The organism is Algivirga pacifica (assembly GCF_039543525.1).
GTDB lineage: Bacteria > Bacteroidota > Bacteroidia > Cytophagales > Flammeovirgaceae > Algivirga > Algivirga pacifica.
The window spans coordinates 125,458-143,852 of the sequence record NZ_BAABJX010000033.1; the positions used below are offsets into that span (position 1 = coordinate 125,458).

Consider the following 18,395-nt stretch of genomic DNA (forward strand, 5'->3'; position numbering starts at 1 on the left):
CGTGTTTATAAAAAAGTGATTCGCTTCAAACAAGATAGCCAAGTGCGGTCATACTCACAATAAAAATCAATGATCTAAATTATAGCACCCAACCATGCCTCTGACTTGCCCCACTACTCCACATTACTTACTACATCAACTCAAGTTCTGAGCACATTGCTATTCATCCCCCTTTCTTAACTCTTCCATATCCTCAATCATCTCTTCTAACTTCATCAGAACCCTGCCATACACAATCTTGACATCCCATTCAAAAATCTTCCTAGAAAACAACATCATAAAGCTTGCGATCAAGATAATTGGTCCCAAAATCACTGCAGGTACTCCCGCTACTACCCAAAGGTCAGGAAACTTAAAGAGAATTTGTCCGATGATTCTATCTCCATATGCTGAGTAAACAAACCCCAGCATCATAGCTAAAAATACTGCCGGATAAAAAAAACGATAGAGGCGTGCATACATCTCCCTATTAGTCTTCAGGGCTGCATCAAAATTCTTAAGATAGTCATAGCTATTCTTCCCCTTATCAATAGCGACTATCCTTTTGTCTTTCCAAAAAGCAAAAATGCTCAAACCGATAAATCCAGCCGAAAGCAATAAAAATGGTAACTTCACTAAGGGGATCAAAACGCCTATCAGCAACAACAGGATACCAAAAATCAGGATCATTACAATGTTCAGTTTTCCCATATGAATGATCTGCTCAATCAAATCGACGGACTTTTGATTGTATAGATGGTTCAACTTAGGTGCCACTAATGCCTCTTTATTCAGAAAGCCTTCCTTCCAGATATCTTCAATTGACTTTTTCATATAATTGTTTCTTTAAACGTTCTTTGATTCGGTTAATTCTCACGCCTACCGCATTGGCTTTTACCCCGATAATAGCTGCAATCTCTTTATAAGATTTCTCCTCCAGGTATAAGAGGATAATTGCCCGGTCCACTTCCTTCAGACTTTTGATGGCCTCATAGAGTAAGTTCAAGGACTCATCTTTGAATGCCTTGTTTTCTTCTGTCAACAAAGTGGTATCGATCTGGCTGTCCCTCTTGCTTTTCTCTCGCTTTTCTTTGCGAATGAGTGTCAGGCATACATTCAGCGTAATACGATAAATCCAGGTTGACCAATCGGAATCTTCCCTATAGTTTTCTCGGGATTTCCAGATTTGCAAGCAGACCTCCTGATAGAAGTCCTCAAAGTCTTCTTGTGTATTGGTATAGGCACGGCATATCTTGATGATAATACCGGCATACGGCAGAATGAAGTTGGTATAAAAATCACTACTCACGTTTTCTTGATTTTGTTTATATGGTTAGTAGCCGGTAAAGGAAGATTATTACAGAGATATGGTATTTTTTTATGAAAATTATTTTTAATAACGGAAATTCCCGTTTGCCCAAAACCAACCACGATTATATTCTTTATGGAAGCAAGGACATTACTACTGAAAGATTCTATTTGGCGTCTATTTTTTAAGCTATCGATTCCGTCTATCATCACTACTGTTACCGTAGCCCTCAACCTGATTATTGATAGTGCCTTTATTGGTCATATGATTGGACAAGCCGGAGTGGTTGCACTAATTAGTGTATTTACGTTTAATTATCTGGTTTTTGCCTTGGAAGGGTTGGTTGCAGTGGCAACAGCTACTTTTATGAGTCATGCCTATGGAAAAGGAGATAAAGAAGGACAGCAACAAGCCTATCGAATGCAAAATACGGCCGTCATATTTTTAGGAGGTATAGCACTTGTTCTATCCTTAGTCTTTATCGAAACCTATTTAGAGCTTAGCATCACGCATCTGAGTTCCAAACCACTAGCCTTAGAGTACTTGAGTGGGTATGTGTTCTGTATTCCTTTTAGGATCTACGCTTTTTCCTCTTCGAGAATCATGCAAATGAAAGGATTGGAAAATGCTATTACAAAGCATTATCTGGTAGGAATGTTATTGAATTTGATAGGTACTCCCGTATTGATCATTCTTATGGGGATGAAGGGAGGTGCAATAGCAACAGTATTGGCCGAAGGAGGGGTAGTACTGTTGAACTATTGGTGTTTAAAGCAAAAAGACCCCTTATTCTCTTCTCGTCTGGGAGGATGGAACACACACCCTTACGGCTATTTTCTTAAAAATGGATTAGCTGCCATTGCTATGCAACTATTGTTTTTTGTGCAATTCACTTTGATTTTCAGAGCTATGAGAGGAGTTGGCAGTGACGTAGACATGGCTGTATTAGGAACCTCTATCCGCTACTTGCTTTTTATGGTATACGTCGCTGTAGGTTTTTCCAGAGCCATGCAACCTGTGGTAGGTGTCAATTTTGGAGGACAACAATACCATAGGGTAATCAAGGCCTTAAAAATATTCACATTTGGAGGATCTCTTTTTCTGTTATTACTATGGAGTATCGGCGTACTATTTTCTACTCCTCTGCTATGGTTATCGTTACCTGAATTGATAAGCTATGAAGTCCATGAGGTGTATTTTCTCATTCTATGGTCTATCGTATTACTTTCCACCTTTTTGATGACAGGTATGAGCTATCTGGAAACCATAGGAAAAGCTCCTCTGGCTGCTTTGCTGGCTTTGTTAAGAGTCTTCTTATTTTTGGTTCCTTTTTTATGGATACTTCCAGAAAAACTTGGTGTGAGCGGTGTTTATTGGAGTGTCACCTTAATGGATCTTTGCAGTGTATTGGTGTTGATGTATTTGCTTCGCAAGCCACTGTTTCAGCGGGCATTCATATAAAGGCTTATTTGGAGAGAATTAAGTTTGAATATTTACTCGTCATACTGCTAGTCCACTCTGTTGAGTGGCACTACGTGCCGTTGAGGCGTCTTATGCCGCAGGTTGAGTAGTGTTTTGCACTGTTGAGTTTTTATAGGAATATTGTAACTCAACATGCGAAGCACTACTCAACGGTACGCAGAACACGCCATGTAATGGACTCAACTAGCGGCGCAAGACGCCTCAACTGTCGGTTATTTATTCAACCTTAATACATCCCCCCTCTTACCTAATTTTTCGTGTAGCATATTTTCGTTTATAAATAGGCACTAAAACCCACCCTACGCCTAATCGAATAAACTCTCCAAGAAATTTCTTTACACTCCAAAAAAGTCCAAAGTAAACTTGCCTCTCATACTTTTTCTCATGAATGACTTGGGGAAATTGAGGGTTGGGTAACAACGTTCCTAAAGGCACCACGTTAGCCGTACACAATAAGTTTGTTTGGTGTACCAAAGGAGGAACTTTCATTTTCCAGCCCTGCAATTCATGAAGCACTATATCTCCGGGAACATGTTTCCCTCCCGTAAGGTCTGCCCAATCATACTTTCCCGTATGGTGAGTCATTTTCACTTTGGGTAAAGTATCATCTATAGTGGTAGGAAATTTCTGATAGGTCTTATCAAAGAAAATACCAGGTGATTGAAAAGTGATCCCATGCTGTATATAAGCTGGATTTCGGGTGCTGAAATATTGGGCCATACACCCTCCCATGGAATGTCCTGTAACCAGAATTTTGATGTCCATACGTTCCGCTATACGGGTAACTTCTTGCTCGGCTTGAGGTGCAAAGTGTTGGTGATATAAGTTCCACCCAATGGGTGTCCTAGAGAAAGATGCAATGACAGAAGAGTGGTTTCCCCATGTTGCTCCTCTAAAAGCAAGTATCATAGGCTTATCAGCCCTTTGGGGAAGTAAATACCCATAAGTGAGTCCACAAGGCAAATCTGTGGTATGTCCTGTAGGATTGGGATACCACTGAGAGCGATATCCGGCTTGTTGTAAAAATTCCTTTTCTTCCTTGGATAGTTCAGCGTGATAGATCATACGTCTGCCTACGATTTCGCAGAGACAGTGCTCGTTTTGATGGAGGATGTCCATTAGTTTTTGAGTTAGATGGAGTGTAGCAATCCTTGAGTCGTTATCTTTAATAAGAACATGTTTGGAATCCAGATTTTGAGGAGAAAACTTCTATAAATTGACTGAGAAAGTTCTGATTTGAGCCTAATAGTGGTTCTATTTGGGGATAATCAGGACTTTTTCAGACAAAATTAGAGGAGTTTTGTCCCAAAAGATGTGGTTCCAAACATGTTCTAAGTAAATATCCGAATAAAAAAGGCTATCTCGCAATATATGAGACAGCCTCTTTACTCTTATTTACCTGAACAAATATAATTAGATATTCCAAACAAGCTCTTAAGCTATTTTCAATACCACCCTAAATCTCGCTTTATTCTCCATCATCTGATTATAAGCCTCTTCTGCCTTCTCTAAAGGATAGGTTTCTATCATGGCCTTGGCGCCAGTAAGCGCACTAAAGTTCAAAGTATCCTCAGAGTCCTTGGCATGTCCACTGGGCCAACCACTAATACTTTTTCGTCCCATAATCAACTGCATAGGAGATACTTCTATCGCTTCTGTACCAGCCCCTACTACCACAATTTTGCCGTCTACCCCTAAACCATCGATTAATGGAGTAATGGCATCGCCCTTGGGCACGGTTGCCAAGATCACCGAAGCTCCTCCAAGCGCTTGCAGTGCCTCCACAGGGTCTTCTGAGGAAACATTCACGTATACCGAAGCCCCCAACTCTTTGGCTAACTCTTTTTTACTGTCACTCGTAGAAATTGCCACCGTCTTGAACCCCATTTTGTTTGCAAACTGAATGGCTAAATGCCCCAAACCGCCAATACCTTGTACGGCAACTACATCTCCTGCCTTAGCCCCTGAATTTCTCAAAGCATTATAAGTGGTAATACCAGCACAAAGTAAAGGAGCTGCTTCCATCGCATCCAGTTCATCAGGGACCAAAGCTACTGCTTCCTGAGGGGCCACCATATACTCTGCATACCCTCCGTCGAAGCTGATGCCAGTAATTTTCGCATTTTGACAATTGATAAAATCTCCTTTTCTACAAGGAGTACATTGATGGCAATGTCCTCCGTGCCACCCTACGCCCACACGTTGACCTTTTCCCCATAGGTCTACTCCTTCTCCTACTTTCTCTACGAGTCCGATGACCTCATGTCCCGGTACTCTTGGAAATTCCATTCCCGGAAAGGCTCCCTCCTTGACAAACATATCACTGTGACAAACGCCACAGGCTTGTACTTTAATCAACACTTCGCCTGCCTTAGGCGAAGGAATATCCCTTTCTACAATTTCAAAGGGCCCTCCTGCTTTCGTTACTTGAACGGCTTTCATAAATGATACTTTGGGTTAAATAATAGTATTTATTAAAGGGTTAAACTACAGGAAAAGGTAAGGATTATCCTGTAAAGGGTAAAGACGGTGTATCTTTTTTAGCATTCTATTCTTTTAAGGTTTTCGTAGTTTGTACAGGAGACTTAGAGTGAAACTTAAAAAAATCATATCCGTTACAATCTATATATCATTAATAACGCCAAAATCACCCCACTTTTTCCATGACTAAAACACATAAACGAATTAGCAAAAACATCATTTCAATTGAAGGTATTGGTGAAAAACGCTTCTGGATTGGCATTGCAGCAGGCGTGATTACTGCTTTCTCCATTTCATTCACCATTAACTATTTTAGGGAGCTCTTTCGTATCTTCACGGTTCTCTCTGCTGATCTCTTGATCTTAGAAAAAGAAGAATTGCTTTTTTTCAATCTATTCTTTGCCCTATGTGCCGCTGTCCTGGGACTTTCCATCACACTATGGGTCTGGATGAGTAATCATCAACACACGCATAGAATGGATAATCTGTATAAACAACTATCCCGAACCAATATCCTGCTCATCTTTTGGAGTATACTTATGGTCATCACCCGTTTTGGTTCCATGATATTATTAGTCCTCTTCGGACATGCAGGGTATGATAATCAACTCAACTTATACGAAGAATTTTGGCTATTATTTTTACTAATACCCTTAGTGATTTTTGCTCAGAGCTGGTTTGTGATTCGATTGATCTACCGTACTGGAAAGTGGATTATCCTATCCTTTATCGCTTGTCTTGCCGTCACTTTTACGCTTTACCTAACGACCACCATTGATCAAGATAAATTCAATACGATATACGAACTTAAGTTTGAACAAGAATTCCAATATATCGAAGAAGAAATAACGAAAGCTGATATCCACTACGGTATCAAGTTCAGCCCTAAAACAATAACCACCTTAAAGAAGTGGCATACTGAAAAGGCTATGCAACAAATGGATGATATAAAATCAGCTTTTAGTCAAGAACAAAGTATTTCATTAGACACTATCATCCTTCAAAAAATTCTTATCAGAAACTTTAAAGAAAACCATAAGCATTATCATAGGTACTATGCTAGGGAAAGTTGGTATTATGCTTATCCTAAAGACCTCCTGAGACAAATCTATTTGGCTCAGAACGATCAAAATAAGATGAATGAGTTATGTCAAGTGCTGAAAGAGCAGATTGACCTAATCAATACAGATGCTATTAACTGGGAAGAATATGATCAGTACAACACAACCGAGAGGCGTAGAAGCTATAGTTATCGCTTTATTCCTGACGCTATCATCTGGGAACTCGAAGAGGTAAGGGACAGCTTGAGGTTGATCGAAGAGTATTATGATATTTTGCCTAATATCAAAAAGGAAAGAATCCCCACAGAATAATTATAAAATAGCTATATCTACCTATTTCTATGGAAAATACATCCTTAGTGGATCGATTATTAAATAAGTGTAGAGCGTAAAGCTTCAAACTTTACACTAAAAAATTAGTCAATGTGGTAAACCGCTTGGTTCAAGAGCAATTCCTTACTCGTACCTCGTTCGGAATTTGAACTCTTGAACCAGTTCAGTGCTTTCTCCTGCTTATAAGTAATTAGTCGTGATAAACTCTAACCTACCCCCAAATTGATAATGGACAAGTAAATCGGCATTCCTAGGGTAATATTGAACGGAAACGTTATCGCCAATGCCATAGGGATATAAAGACCTGGGTTTGCCTTGGGAGCTGCTAGCTTCATGGCCGCAGGGACTGCAATATAAGAGGCACTCGCAGCCAGTATGGAGAATAAAAATCGATTACCGACCTCCTCTGTGATCATAGTACTTATGGCCGCCACAATACAGCCGTTGATTAAGGGAACGATGATCGAAAACAACAAGGGAGACCAGCCCGCTTTTAGAAGTGCCCCTAGTTTTTTACCACTGACAATCCCCATATCCAATAAGAATACAGCTAAAAATCCTTTAAAAATATCCGTTGTAAAAGGCTTGATCCCCATTGCCTGCTCCTCACTGGATAAAAAGCCTATGACCAAACTACCTATAATCAGCAAGACACTACCATTGGTCAGGGCATGTCTGATCAGTCCCGATAAGGATGTTTTCTCTTCTTTGTTTGGGGTAAACCAAGAGATTAGAAGGACTCCAATAATAATGGAGGGAGCTTCCATCAAGGCCATTACTGCCACCATATGGCCGCCAAAGTAAATGTCGTGTAACTCCAGATAAGAAACGGCCGTCACAAAGGTCACTGCACTTACCGACCCATAAGCCGCAGCAATTGCCCCTGCATTAAACACTCCAAATTTCTTTTTAAGCAACAAGAATGCATAAATAGGTACTACCAGAGCCAATAACACCCCAAATAATAAAGACCAGCCTATCTCCGCATTTATATCGCTATGTGATAATTCCTGTCCCCCTTTGAAGCCTATAGAGAAAAGCAGATAGAGTGATATAAATTTTGATGAATTAGGAGGTATCTCAAGATCACTTTTTAGCTGCACGGCAATTAACCCAAGAAAGAAAAAAAGCAATGCAGGGTTGGTAAGATTGTCTATGAGTAAATTTAAATCCATCTGTACAGTTTGTTTTTATGTAGTTCTCAAAAATTTTGCGGGACAAAAGTGGGGAATTCAATTGATATATTTTTATTTATATATTTTCTAATATACATAAATATTAATTATGTATAAATAAAAAAACCATCAATGTCTCCATTGATGGCTTCCTTATTATTAATATTTCCTTAGAAACTACTTAGAGCTGTTATTAGATCAGCTCTTCCTGTCCGTCAGCAATCTCCAGGTTATGATATACTTGCTGTACATCATCATCATCTTCCAATTTGTCGATCAGCTTCATCACTTTTGTCAACGTATCATTATCCACTGTACTCGTGTTATTTGGGATACGCTTCAATCCTGCAGAAGCTACCTCGATACCCATGTCTTCCAATTTCTTGTTGACTGCACCAAAGTCTTCCATCGCAGAAGTAATTACGATCAAATCATCCATTACTTCGATATCTTCTGCACCTGCATCCGCCATCTCCAACTCAAATTCATCCATATCCAATCCACCTTCTGGCATGTTGAATTCGAAGATACCTTTACGGTCAAAAATAAACTCCAAAGAGCCGTTCTTACCCAAAGAACCGCCTACTTTAGTGAAGTAACTTCTTACAGCAGATACCGTACGGTTTTGGTTATCCGTAGAACATTCCACAAATACCGCGATTCCTCCTGGAGCGTACCCTTCGTACGTCAACTCCATATAGTCTGTCGCATCTGCTCCTGTTGCTTTCTTTACTGCTCTCTCAATGTTATCCTTAGGCATGTTCTGCCCTTTGGCGTTTTGGATTGCCAAACGCAAACGAGGGTTGGTTTCTGTGTCACCTCCACCTAGCTTAGCGGCAATTGAGATCTCTTTGATCAGCTTTGTGAATATCTTACCTCTTTTCGCGTCCTGTGCACCCTTACGGTGCTTGATATTGGCCCATTTACTATGTCCTGCCATAAAAACGTCTTTTTATAAATATTCTGTTAGTATTTCACGATGTGTGAACATGGTATTGTCTTCATGAGACCACCCCACTTCCACGATATCGCAAAAATATTAAAAAAAATAGATTTTATTTAATGCTATTCGTCTTCTGATTGCTTAAAATGCGTCCATCCCTGCGCTTGCAAAGGAACCACCTGTTTTCCTTTTGTAATTAGTTGCGTCCCTTTCTCCTTTTCCAGAATATATCCGATAAATGAGATATTCGGATTGTGCTTCACTTTTTCGTAATCCTCTTGCTTAATGGTGAAAAGGAGTTCATAATCCTCTCCTCCATTCAACACCACGGTAGAAGAAGGAATATGGAAATCCATAGCTGCCTTCAGCGTTTCTTCTGCAACAGGGAATTTCTCCTCATACAGGACCGCTCCCACCTCAGAGTTCTTACAAATATGCATCACCTCAGAAGCCAGTCCATCAGAGATATCAATCATTGATGTAGGCTTGATACCATACTCCTTGAACTCATGCACCATATCGGTACGTGCTTCGGGACGCAATTGTCTTCCTACCACATATTCCTGATCCTTTAGTTCAGGTTGCGCTTGCGGATTGGACATATACACTTGCTTCTCTCTTTCCAGCAACTGCAAGCCCATATAAGCACCTCCAAGATCCCCTGTCACACAAAGGATTTCCCCTGGTTTTGCTCCACTACGGTAGGCAAGGTTTTCTTCCTTGGCCGTACCAATTGCTGTTACCGAAATCACCAAGCCTGAACGAGAGCTAGTGGTATCTCCTCCAACTAAATCTACCTTATAGTTCTCACAAGCAATATTAATTCCTTTATATAGTTCTTCTACTGCTTCCTTAGAGAAGCGGTTGCTTAATGCAATACTTACGGTTACCTGTCTAGGAACAGCATTCATGGCTGCAATATCCGATACATTCACGGCAATAGCTTTATACCCTAAGTGCTTTAAGGGCATATAAGAAAGGTCAAAATGAATCCCTTCCACCAACATATCGGTAGATACTACGGTCTGCTCTGAAGAAGCATCTATCACGGCAGCATCATCTCCAATCCCTTTTTTGGTCGACTCTTGGTATAGTTTTACATCTTGCTGTAATACATCAATAAGACCAAACTCTCCTATATCCTTTAGTTCTGTTCGTTTTTGCTTTTCTGCTGACATAATAATCTTTTGCTTTTTAAAAAAGGTTGGCAAGTTACAAAGAAACATTCAGTGTTTCCTTGAGGTAGTCCATCATTTTTGATTCTTCCTCACTAATTCCATCGGATGCTTCGGCAAAATCCACCATAATATCTTCCAAATCATCCTTTAAATGGAGATGTAAGTCCAAATATTCTTTCAGTTTCATTAAGAAAGACTCCTTCCAGTTCCCCAAATGATTACAAAGATACTGCATCTCCTTTAAATAAATCGCTTTATATTTTTCCATCTCCTCAATATCCTCCATACCAATCTCTCTTTGGGCAATGAAACGAGCCAGGTAATTGACATAATACCATTCTTCATCATCTACCACTCCATCACTTGCCACAATCAGTAAGCAAGGAAAGTATAGAAGTAACTTTTCAAATTGCTCTTCTGTTAAGGGAGTGGCTGTTTCGGTTTTGTATGCGTTATACAGTTCTGTAAGTGCCATATTGTTGTTGATTTGTTGAGGCGGCTTGCGCCGCTGGTTGAGTAGAGCTTCACTCTGTTGAGTTTCACCTTCGGTGAGTTGAGAACGCTCACCTAACTTGTTAAGTTGAATTTTATCTCTTGGCTCAGCTTCTTAAAACTAGAAGTTTCACCTTCGGCGAGTTAAGCTTTACTCTTTGAGTTGATTATTGATATAGTTAGAAATTTATAGATTGAAGTAGAAGATTACAAAAAAATTAGTCATCCCATGTTAACAGACACCTTAGTTTTCTGAGAATTCATCACTTTACAGCTATCTCACAAGCCCTTTATAAACTTCTTCATTTTTTCCTTGATGAAAAAACGAAGCAAAAAAATCAAGGCTTTGAAGAATTTGCCTAATTTTTAATCGCAAAAGCTAAAAATTCCAAACTCGCTACGCTCAAACAATGGAATTTTATTAACGCTTTTACGATTAAAAATTTTAACGGCAATTCTTCAAGGCCATTTTTAAATATATAAAGGCACTTTTTAAACAAAAAAACATGAATCACCCCTTAAGTGTTAATATGGGGTGATTCATGTTTTGTAGTTTCAGATTGCATTACACTTTCAAGTGCCTGCTGTGCTAGCATTTATTTTTTATCCTCTTTACTAAAGAACCTCTTGAAGAGTACTGAATAGTAATCTGCATCAAATAACCTTACGTCATTCTTTGCCTGATAGAGGAAGAAAATCCCTATAATCGCGAGGAAGAAATTGGAGACCCAAGATCCAATCATTGGATCAATCAACAGCTCCTTAGCCATTTTCTCTCCTGTAATGGTTGTGACATAATAGATCACAAAAAACAGAATAGAAACAATCACTGGTACCCCTAATCCACCTTTCTTAATAATTGCTCCCAAAGGTGCCCCGATCAGGAACATCACCAAGATCGCGATGGAAGAAGTAAAACGTTTATTTATATCCACCTGATAACGAGCTTGCTGTCTCATCTGATTATTCATTCGAGAAACATTGGAATTCACAATGTTAGAAAAACTCATGGCACTGTTATAGGCACTAGACAGGATCCTTACTTTCGTGGAAAGCTTTTCAGGATCAAAGTAACGTCCTTTTAATGTGATAGGCTCTAGTCCTACTTCTTCTAAAGGCTTATATTTCCCTGTATTTAAAGCATTATTATAATAGAACTGGCTTTCAAAATTTCTTACCAACATCGTATTATATTCTTGCATCGCCCCTGCTACAGAGTCCTGCTCATGCTGCAGTTGCATTCTAGGTTTCATCAGGTTATGCCCCTTGAAAAGGTCCTCTTTAGTCTCTTTCATCCCAAAAGATTCCAGGCTAAAGAAGAATTGAGCAGTATCAAACTGATTGACCACAAACTGCAAATCATCTCCCTGATTATTATTTTTTTGCTCACTATAAGCCTTTCCATTAAAAAGGCGCATCAGCAAATAGGTGTCGTTCATCACAGACTCCATCGTACCGGACTTTGCCAATACCACTTCTTTATTCCCCTTATTCCCTTTATGCTTATAAATAATTACATCTTCCAAAGAGCGATCGTCTGCTAATTTTTTCTGCACCTTGATACTATATCCCTCCAATCCTTCATAGAAAGCTCCTTCTGTTAGCTCCAAGGCAGGCTTTTTCTGTCTTACATCATAAAGCAAACGATAACCTTTCAAATTGGACCAAGGCACCACAGTATCATTGTAAATCAAGCCAGCAATTACCACCAAGATAGTCACTACTGCAACTGGTCTCAACACTCTCAACATACTAATTCCAGACGCCTTGATCGCAGTGATCTCAGAATGTTGCCCCAGGTTCCCAAAGGTCATCAAAGATGCTAACAATACCGCCAAAGGTAGTGATACAGGCACCAAGGAAAGTGCAAAATAAAAATATAGCTCCCCATAGACATCAAGCCCTAAATCCTTTCCCACTAAATATTTCAGTTTATTAATCATAAACTGAGAGTGAAAAATGAAAAGAACAATAAAAAAGGTAAGCGTAAAAGGTCCAAAAAAAGCCTTTAAGAGGAGTTTATCCAGCTTCTTTATCATTGGTTTATAACTATTTATCTTGTCAACACGTAAATCTTCAAAAAAATCATTGAGAAATACACCTCAATAATCTATCAAATGAACGTAAATATGCGGTAGGAAACAAGTACGTTTCATTACCGGTTCCTGTTTTTAGTATTTCTTAACGGCCGTTATTTCGCCTTGATTTATACTTCTGAAGGCAATTTCATTTCTCTAACCACACACTCTTTCTCCAGGCGCATTCCTTTTTGAACACCAATATACAAAAGTGTTACGGCAAGCAATTGTATGAGGTGAAATACTCCATTATGATCGAAGTCCCAAATCAAGTGAAAGGAAATTGCCTTACTTGCTTGTACTCCAAAAGCAACCAATGTTAATGCTATCCCTACACTAACCCATAACGCTCCCTTTACCTCTTTTCTCAAATACAACATAAAATAGACCACACCTGCAAAAAGCATAGCCGTGGCAGCATAAGCCAAAAACAACAAAAATACACCCGAGAATAATACAGTAATCAAGTAAAATGCTCCTCCTATCGCCAGCAATCCTCTATCTTGCCACTCCTTGAGATATCCCCCCTGAAAATCCCACAATACCCCTAATACAAATAAGGACACTGTTATCGATAACGAAAAGAAAAAAGGTTGCTGCAAAACCTTAACCGTTGTATCATCCAATACCAATCCCGTCTTTACTCCCCCTACAATTGCTCCCAGGGCCAAGAGTAAAAAAGCAGTCCCCCAGATTCTACCTCTTCCCACATTCGATTGTTGATATAAAAAATACGAAAAAAACAACGCTACTACTCCCAATAAAAGGTCTGTAGCGGCAGTTGTAAGCGACGTTTGCAAAGTGCTTAGTTCCATGATGATGTGTTGTTAAAAAAGTTAGTATTGATTTTAATCACTATTTCCCTAAACTTCTTTAATTGGTTAAATAAGAAGTCTTGTAATTACTATTTTATGTTGTACACTAAAAGTAAGCTGTTAAAACTCATTAAAAAATAAATCTTAATGTTTTATTTTGTTACAAGCTTATTATCAAAACAGCAGTCTTCCTTTGACGCTATCATAATCATTGATTGACTCATTCAACTATCATGAAAATCTACCAGCTATTATTTATTTCTGTTCTGGGCTGTCTGTGTATAGTGACAGCCTGTAATGATGATGACGGTAATCAAATCATCTCTCCTGTCGACTTACCGGACAGTCTATTGATCTGGAATGACAGCACCTATAATGACTCAACCATCTCAGGAGACTCCTCCACTCCATTAAAAGAAGCCAACCAATGGAACTTTGTACAAGCTGCTGACTCTACCTTACCCATAGAACGACATGAAGCAGCCTTTGTTGAAGTAGAAGGTAAGTTTTACTTATTGGGGGGAAGAGGCAAGAAAAACATCAGTATTTATGATCCAGTAAAAAACATATGGAGTAAAGGGGCGACTCCCCCCATTGAAATACATCATTTTCAACCTATTGTTTACAACAATAAGATATACATCTTTGGCGCCTTTACTGGAGGCTATCCTAAAGAAAAGCCTATTGCTGATATCTATGTCTATACCCCATCGACAAACAAATGGAGTACAGAAGGTAAAATACCTGACAACCGACTAAGAGGAAGCGCGGGCTGTGTTCTGATTGGCAAGCAAGTATATCTTATTTGTGGCATTAAGAATGGTCACACAGACGATCACAAGAAGTGGTTTGATGTATATGACCTGGAAACAAAAGAATGGAAAAAACTAGCGGATGCGCCAAGAGCAAGAGACCACTTCCAAGCCATTCACTATGACAATAAACTTTATCTTATTGGAGGACGATTATCCAAAGCAGCAACAGGAGTATTTAAAAACACGATCAAAGAGGTTGATGTTTATGATTTTACTTCTAAGAAATGGAGTTCTTTAGATAAAGGTATCCCAACCAAAAGGGCCGGCACTATGGGAGTGGTCTATAAAGACGAAATCCTTATCGTTGGAGGGGAAGATAACAGCCAGGCAGAAGCCTTTAATGAAGTGGAAGCCCTCAATCCTCTAACCAATGAATGGAGAAGTCTCCCTAAGTTAAAAGAAGGGCGCCATAGCTCGGGAGTAATTAATTGGAGGGACACCCTATATGTCGCTTCAGGAAGCGGTAATCGAGGAGGTGAGCCTGAATTACAAACCATGGAATGTTTTTATAGTGAATAAAAAACATGAACCATCCTATATTAACAAATGGCTTAGTCTTCTGAAAATTCATCACTTTATAGCTATTCCACAAGCCCTTTATGAGCTTCTTCATTTTTTCCTTGATGAAAAAACGAAGCAAAAAAATCAAGGCTTTGAAGAATTTGCCTAATTTTTAATCGCAAAAGCTAAAACCATTACATGGCGTATTAAACTCGCTACGCTCAAACAATGGAATTTTCTTAACGCTTTTGCGATTAAAAATTTTAACGGCAATTCTTCAAGGCCATTTTTAGATATATAAAGGCACTTTTTAAACAAAAAATATGAGTCACCCTTTAATGTTAATATGGGATGACTCATTTTTTACTCTATTTATACATAAAGCGCTTAATACTTTTCTTTGGTGTTTTCTCAAACTCCTCTGCCCATATTTCCCACTTTGCCATCTGCATATAATTAGGAACTTCAGCATTAATATGCTTGATGTCCTGTGTCAAATGTTTTTCAATCTGTGATTGATCCCAACCTCTTCTATCAATATACTCATAGTCAGGATAAATCAAGGCTGTAAGACGATTTCCTCTTTCCACAATTAAAGACTCCTGAATATACTGTAAGTTGTTCAACTTTGCTTCCAGCTCCTCTGGATAAATATTTTGTCCTGACGGACCTAGGATCATACTTTTGCTACGCCCTTTAATATAGACATAACCGTTTTCATCCATGATTCCCAAATCTCCAGAGTGCAACCAACCATCATTCTCCAGTACAGCGGCTGTTGCTTCAGGGTTTTTATAATACCCATCCATCACATGGGAGCCTTTAATCATAATTTCCCCCACTTCATTGTAAGGGTCTTCCGAATCGATTCTCACATGTAATGCATCTACCGGCTTTCCACAAGAACCCATTGGTATAGTATCCCAAGAGGCATAAGAAACCAATGGTCCACACTCAGTCATTCCGTATCCTACAGTGAAAGGGAAATTGATTGTTTTGAAGAAACGTTCTACATCTGGATTAAATGCGGCACCTCCAATGATCAACTCTTTAAAGTTTCCACCAAAAGCTTCATATACTTGCTTACGAATCTTTCCATAAATCAAGCTGCGGACACCAGGAATGTTAGAAAGTGCCTGAATCATAGGCTTCTTCAATGTAGGAAGAATCTTATTTTTATAAATCTTCTCAATGACCAATGGAACAGCCAAAATCAAAGCAGGACGTACCTCTGCAAACGCTCTCATAATAATCTGAGGAGAAGGGGTACGTGTCAAGAAGGTAATGTGACACCCGTAAGTGAATGGGAATAAGAACTCAAAGGCACATCCATAGGCATGAGCTAAAGGTAAAAAAGATACAATTTTGTCACCCGGATTTAAAGGCATGTGCTTCTGAGCATACAACACATTGTTCGTTAAGCTTTCCTGAGACAACATTACCCCCTTAGAGAAACCTGTAGTTCCTGAAGTATAACTAATCACTGTCAGGTCATTGGCTTGTACTTCCTTTACTTTAAAATCATCAGGAGTAATTCCTCTGTTCATTATAGGTTCCAGCGCCTGTGCCGCAGCTGACCACTTAGCATCAAAGTCCTTTACTCTCTGATCCAAAACGTTAAAATCCTTCAAGGTAAACACTACCTCAAGATTAAACATCTTGTCAAACTCCAACTTGTCATAAATAACTTTATCCGCAAATAGTATTTTTGCATCTGAGTGATTGATGATATGATGAGCATCTCCCGGTTTAAAGTCAGGCAAAACAGGTACAATCACCGCTCCATAAGTTACCGTTAGGATATAAGCCATTGCCCAGTTGGCAGAGTTTTTCCCCAACAGTGCTACCTTATCTCCTTTTTTGATCCCCAGATTTTCGAAAATCTGATGAAATTTGATGGCTTGTTCTGCGACATCTTTATATGCATAACTCTCTCCTCCATAATCCTGTAATGCTTCTATATCCCAGTTATTACGGATAGAGCCCTCTATCAAATTCACTAAATGCTTCATAAGTTAGTCTGTGTTTCCTACATATTTCTTTAAATATAGCCGGCAAAAATAAAAAATTACAAAATGCTTTGAAACATGTAACATCCCCCGTTCACTTACAGAATAATTCGCTATCTAAATAAGTGAATGAATATTTATTTACTAATTAAATGTATTGCATACGCATTATTCCGCACAAGCAAACAAACACAGTAATAAATACACCTATGTAGAATTTTGTATTATTTTTTTCTAATAGATCTTTTCAATATTACCCATTAAGGTATAAAAACAAATTCTTCTACTATAAGTAGTATATTCAGCAACAGACAAAAGGACCTTCTCTCGACTAGAAAAAGGATGGGAAGGATAAAAAAAACCTCATATCACTGACATTCAAAATCAGTAACATGAGGCTTATTCTAAAATATAGATATTATTTCATGTAAAGTACGAACTTCATATCAAGCCTTAAGGGCGATTATTGGAGTTCAGTTTCCTTATCCCTTCTTTAAGAAGATAAGTCCCTCCAACGAATAATCCTGCAAATACAGCAAACTTGAGTACTCCAACTGCCATTCCAAAAGTTAGCTTTACAGCCCAATACAGTAAAAAGGCCCCTATAACAATGGTAATTAAACGGTATAGTAAAAGCTTCATCTTATTCTTGTTAATTTTGTAATTGTATATTGACACTAACATTAATTATAATCAATTATACGAATTATAAAGTTAAAAGTTATTAGAGATTACTTCAAGCTTCCATATTACTTAATCAGATTGACTTTTTCTAACTGCTTGGTTCTCCATTTTTGTTTAGCTGCCCTGCTTTTAAAGCCCGGCCTATTCATTAGTTTATCTGCTGACCGAAAGCTTCTGTCCATTCGAAAAACAATGCTCAATTCATGTTGTTGCTGATCAAAACTACCAAAGTCCCCCACACTTTTCAAAAAAGCATACCCTACCTCAAAATCACCCAAAGCAATCCCTGAAGAAACCATCCAATTATTATCCCATCTCCATCCCGTAGACAACCAAAACACCTTGCTATACATTCCTTTTAAAGAAATATCATATGTAGGAGCTGCCAATTTGTGCCACTCGGCAGCCAATATAGGTTGTAAAGTAAACTCTCTTGCGATTGGCAACAAGTATGTTGCATAAGCATTGGCTACGGTATAATAATTCTGTCCCGAAAGATCTTCTGTGGCCAAGGCGTATAGATCAGGGAAACTACCTCCTAGCATCAAGCCTCTCCAAATCATGGACATAGACAGTGAATTGGTAAATAAGAAACGTTCTTTCCCTGTATTGGCATACAGCAGGGGATCCTGTAAATCAGTTGCTTCTCCTAGATCTTCAGGGTTTAATTGCCAATTATGGTCTACCATGCCCACAGACAAGCCAAAAGCACAATAAGTCTCTTCATTAAATGCAAATTCATAGGCATAAGAAAGATTTAGTTTTGTAGTAGAAATCAACCCTTGCCTTCGATAGTTTACCCTTACTCCTACTCCCATATTTTCCCAGTTCCTACGCACTGCGCTTCCCAACTGATAGGCCGGAATCCCTTGTGTGTTCATCTGTGTTAAAGAAGAATACATGATCCCATTCAAGGAATGTTGTTCCTCAATAGCTGCATCATTAAGAATATACAAGTTAGAAGTGTAAAAAAAAGTATCTCTCAGTTCTTGTGTACGTCCATACCCTGGAAGTAGTAGCAACAGGATGATCAATAGTTTTTTCATAAGGTCAATAGTCT

Annotated in this window: 16 protein-coding genes; 3 read left to right on the top strand and 13 right to left on the bottom strand. The window is 38.8% G+C overall.

All coding sequences use genetic code 11. The features are described from left to right. Nucleotides 1-159: 159 nt before the first annotated feature. Both ABD985_RS11570 and ABD985_RS11575 read right to left on the bottom strand, forming a co-directional pair. Nucleotides 160-813, bottom strand: coding sequence for a hypothetical protein (locus tag ABD985_RS11570; RefSeq protein WP_345371874.1), 654 nt, complete (start codon nt 811-813; stop codon nt 160-162). After that, entirely contained in the window at nt 797-1,288 is a 492-nt protein-coding gene (locus tag ABD985_RS11575; RefSeq protein ID WP_345371876.1) for an RNA polymerase sigma factor, read from the bottom strand. Before ABD985_RS11575 ends, ABD985_RS11570 begins: the two co-directional genes overlap by 17 nt. Nucleotides 1,289-1,423: 135 nt before the next feature. Here ABD985_RS11575 and ABD985_RS11580 point away from each other — a divergent pair, with 135 nt between their 5' ends. Next, on the top strand, nt 1,424-2,749 hold the full coding sequence (locus ABD985_RS11580; protein ID WP_345371878.1) for an MATE family efflux transporter: 1,326 nt from the start codon (nt 1,424-1,426) through the stop codon (nt 2,747-2,749). A 264-nt stretch (nt 2,750-3,013) separates the two neighbouring features. Here the strand turns inward: ABD985_RS11580 and ABD985_RS11585 are convergent, their stop codons facing one another. Both ABD985_RS11585 and ABD985_RS11590 read right to left on the bottom strand, forming a co-directional pair. Beyond that, nucleotides 3,014-3,889, bottom strand: coding sequence for a lipase family protein (locus tag ABD985_RS11585; RefSeq protein ID WP_345371880.1), 876 nt, complete (start codon nt 3,887-3,889; stop codon nt 3,014-3,016). 315 nt (nt 3,890-4,204) lie between these two features. Further along, nucleotides 4,205-5,212 carry an alcohol dehydrogenase gene (locus ABD985_RS11590; RefSeq protein WP_345371882.1) on the bottom strand — a complete coding sequence of 336 codons (1,008 nt, stop codon included), beginning with the start codon at nt 5,210-5,212 and terminating at the stop codon, nt 4,205-4,207. Nucleotides 5,213-5,433: 221 nt separating this feature from the next. Here ABD985_RS11590 and ABD985_RS11595 point away from each other — a divergent pair, with 221 nt between their 5' ends. After that, nucleotides 5,434-6,624, top strand: coding sequence for a hypothetical protein (locus ABD985_RS11595; RefSeq protein WP_345371884.1), 1,191 nt, complete (start codon nt 5,434-5,436; stop codon nt 6,622-6,624). Nucleotides 6,625-6,851: 227 nt separating this feature from the next. Here ABD985_RS11595 and ABD985_RS11600 read toward each other — a convergent pair whose 3' ends face one another. The 6 genes from ABD985_RS11600 to ABD985_RS11625 all read right to left on the bottom strand — a co-directional run bounded on the left by ABD985_RS11600 (nt 6,852) and on the right by ABD985_RS11625 (nt 13,326). After that, the gene (locus ABD985_RS11600; RefSeq protein ID WP_345371886.1) at nt 6,852-7,820 is read right to left on the bottom strand and encodes a sodium-dependent bicarbonate transport family permease; all 969 of its coding nucleotides are present in this window, start codon (nt 7,818-7,820) and stop codon (nt 6,852-6,854) included. A 193-nt stretch (nt 7,821-8,013) separates the two neighbouring features. Further along, a complete protein-coding gene (locus ABD985_RS11605) occupies nt 8,014-8,760 on the bottom strand; it encodes a YebC/PmpR family DNA-binding transcriptional regulator (protein WP_345371888.1) in 747 nt (248 codons plus the stop codon). A gap of 125 nt (nt 8,761-8,885) precedes the next feature. Then, nucleotides 8,886-9,941, bottom strand: coding sequence for a thiamine-phosphate kinase (gene thiL, locus ABD985_RS11610; RefSeq protein WP_345371890.1), 1,056 nt, complete (start codon nt 9,939-9,941; stop codon nt 8,886-8,888). Nucleotides 9,942-9,975: 34 nt separating this feature from the next. Further along, a complete protein-coding gene (locus tag ABD985_RS11615) occupies nt 9,976-10,416 on the bottom strand; it encodes a hypothetical protein (protein WP_345371892.1) in 441 nt (146 codons plus the stop codon). Between the two features lie 613 nt (nt 10,417-11,029). Continuing rightward, nucleotides 11,030-12,472, bottom strand: a complete 1,443-nt coding sequence (locus ABD985_RS11620; RefSeq protein WP_345371894.1) for an LptF/LptG family permease — start codon at nt 12,470-12,472, stop codon at nt 11,030-11,032. A 167-nt stretch (nt 12,473-12,639) separates the two neighbouring features. Next, nucleotides 12,640-13,326: a DUF6962 family protein gene (locus ABD985_RS11625; protein WP_345371896.1), complete on the bottom strand. Its 687-nt coding sequence runs from the start codon at nt 13,324-13,326 to the stop codon at nt 12,640-12,642. Between the two features lie 233 nt (nt 13,327-13,559). Here ABD985_RS11625 and ABD985_RS11630 point away from each other — a divergent pair, with 233 nt between their 5' ends. Then, entirely contained in the window at nt 13,560-14,660 is a 1,101-nt protein-coding gene (locus ABD985_RS11630) for a Kelch repeat-containing protein (RefSeq protein ID WP_345371898.1), read from the top strand. Nucleotides 14,661-15,010: 350 nt separating this feature from the next. On the opposite strand, the gene ABD985_RS11635 is transcribed toward ABD985_RS11630, so the two are convergent. The 3 genes from ABD985_RS11635 to ABD985_RS11645 all read right to left on the bottom strand — a co-directional run bounded on the left by ABD985_RS11635 (nt 15,011) and on the right by ABD985_RS11645 (nt 18,381). Next, nucleotides 15,011-16,654, bottom strand: coding sequence for an AMP-binding protein (locus tag ABD985_RS11635; RefSeq protein WP_345371900.1), 1,644 nt, complete (start codon nt 16,652-16,654; stop codon nt 15,011-15,013). A 450-nt stretch (nt 16,655-17,104) separates the two neighbouring features. Continuing rightward, nucleotides 17,105-17,293, bottom strand: a complete 189-nt coding sequence (locus tag ABD985_RS11640; protein ID WP_345371902.1) for a hypothetical protein — start codon at nt 17,291-17,293, stop codon at nt 17,105-17,107. 107 nt (nt 17,294-17,400) lie between these two features. Continuing rightward, a complete protein-coding gene (locus ABD985_RS11645) occupies nt 17,401-18,381 on the bottom strand; it encodes a PorP/SprF family type IX secretion system membrane protein (RefSeq protein ID WP_345371904.1) in 981 nt (326 codons plus the stop codon). Nucleotides 18,382-18,395: the final 14 nt, after the last annotated feature.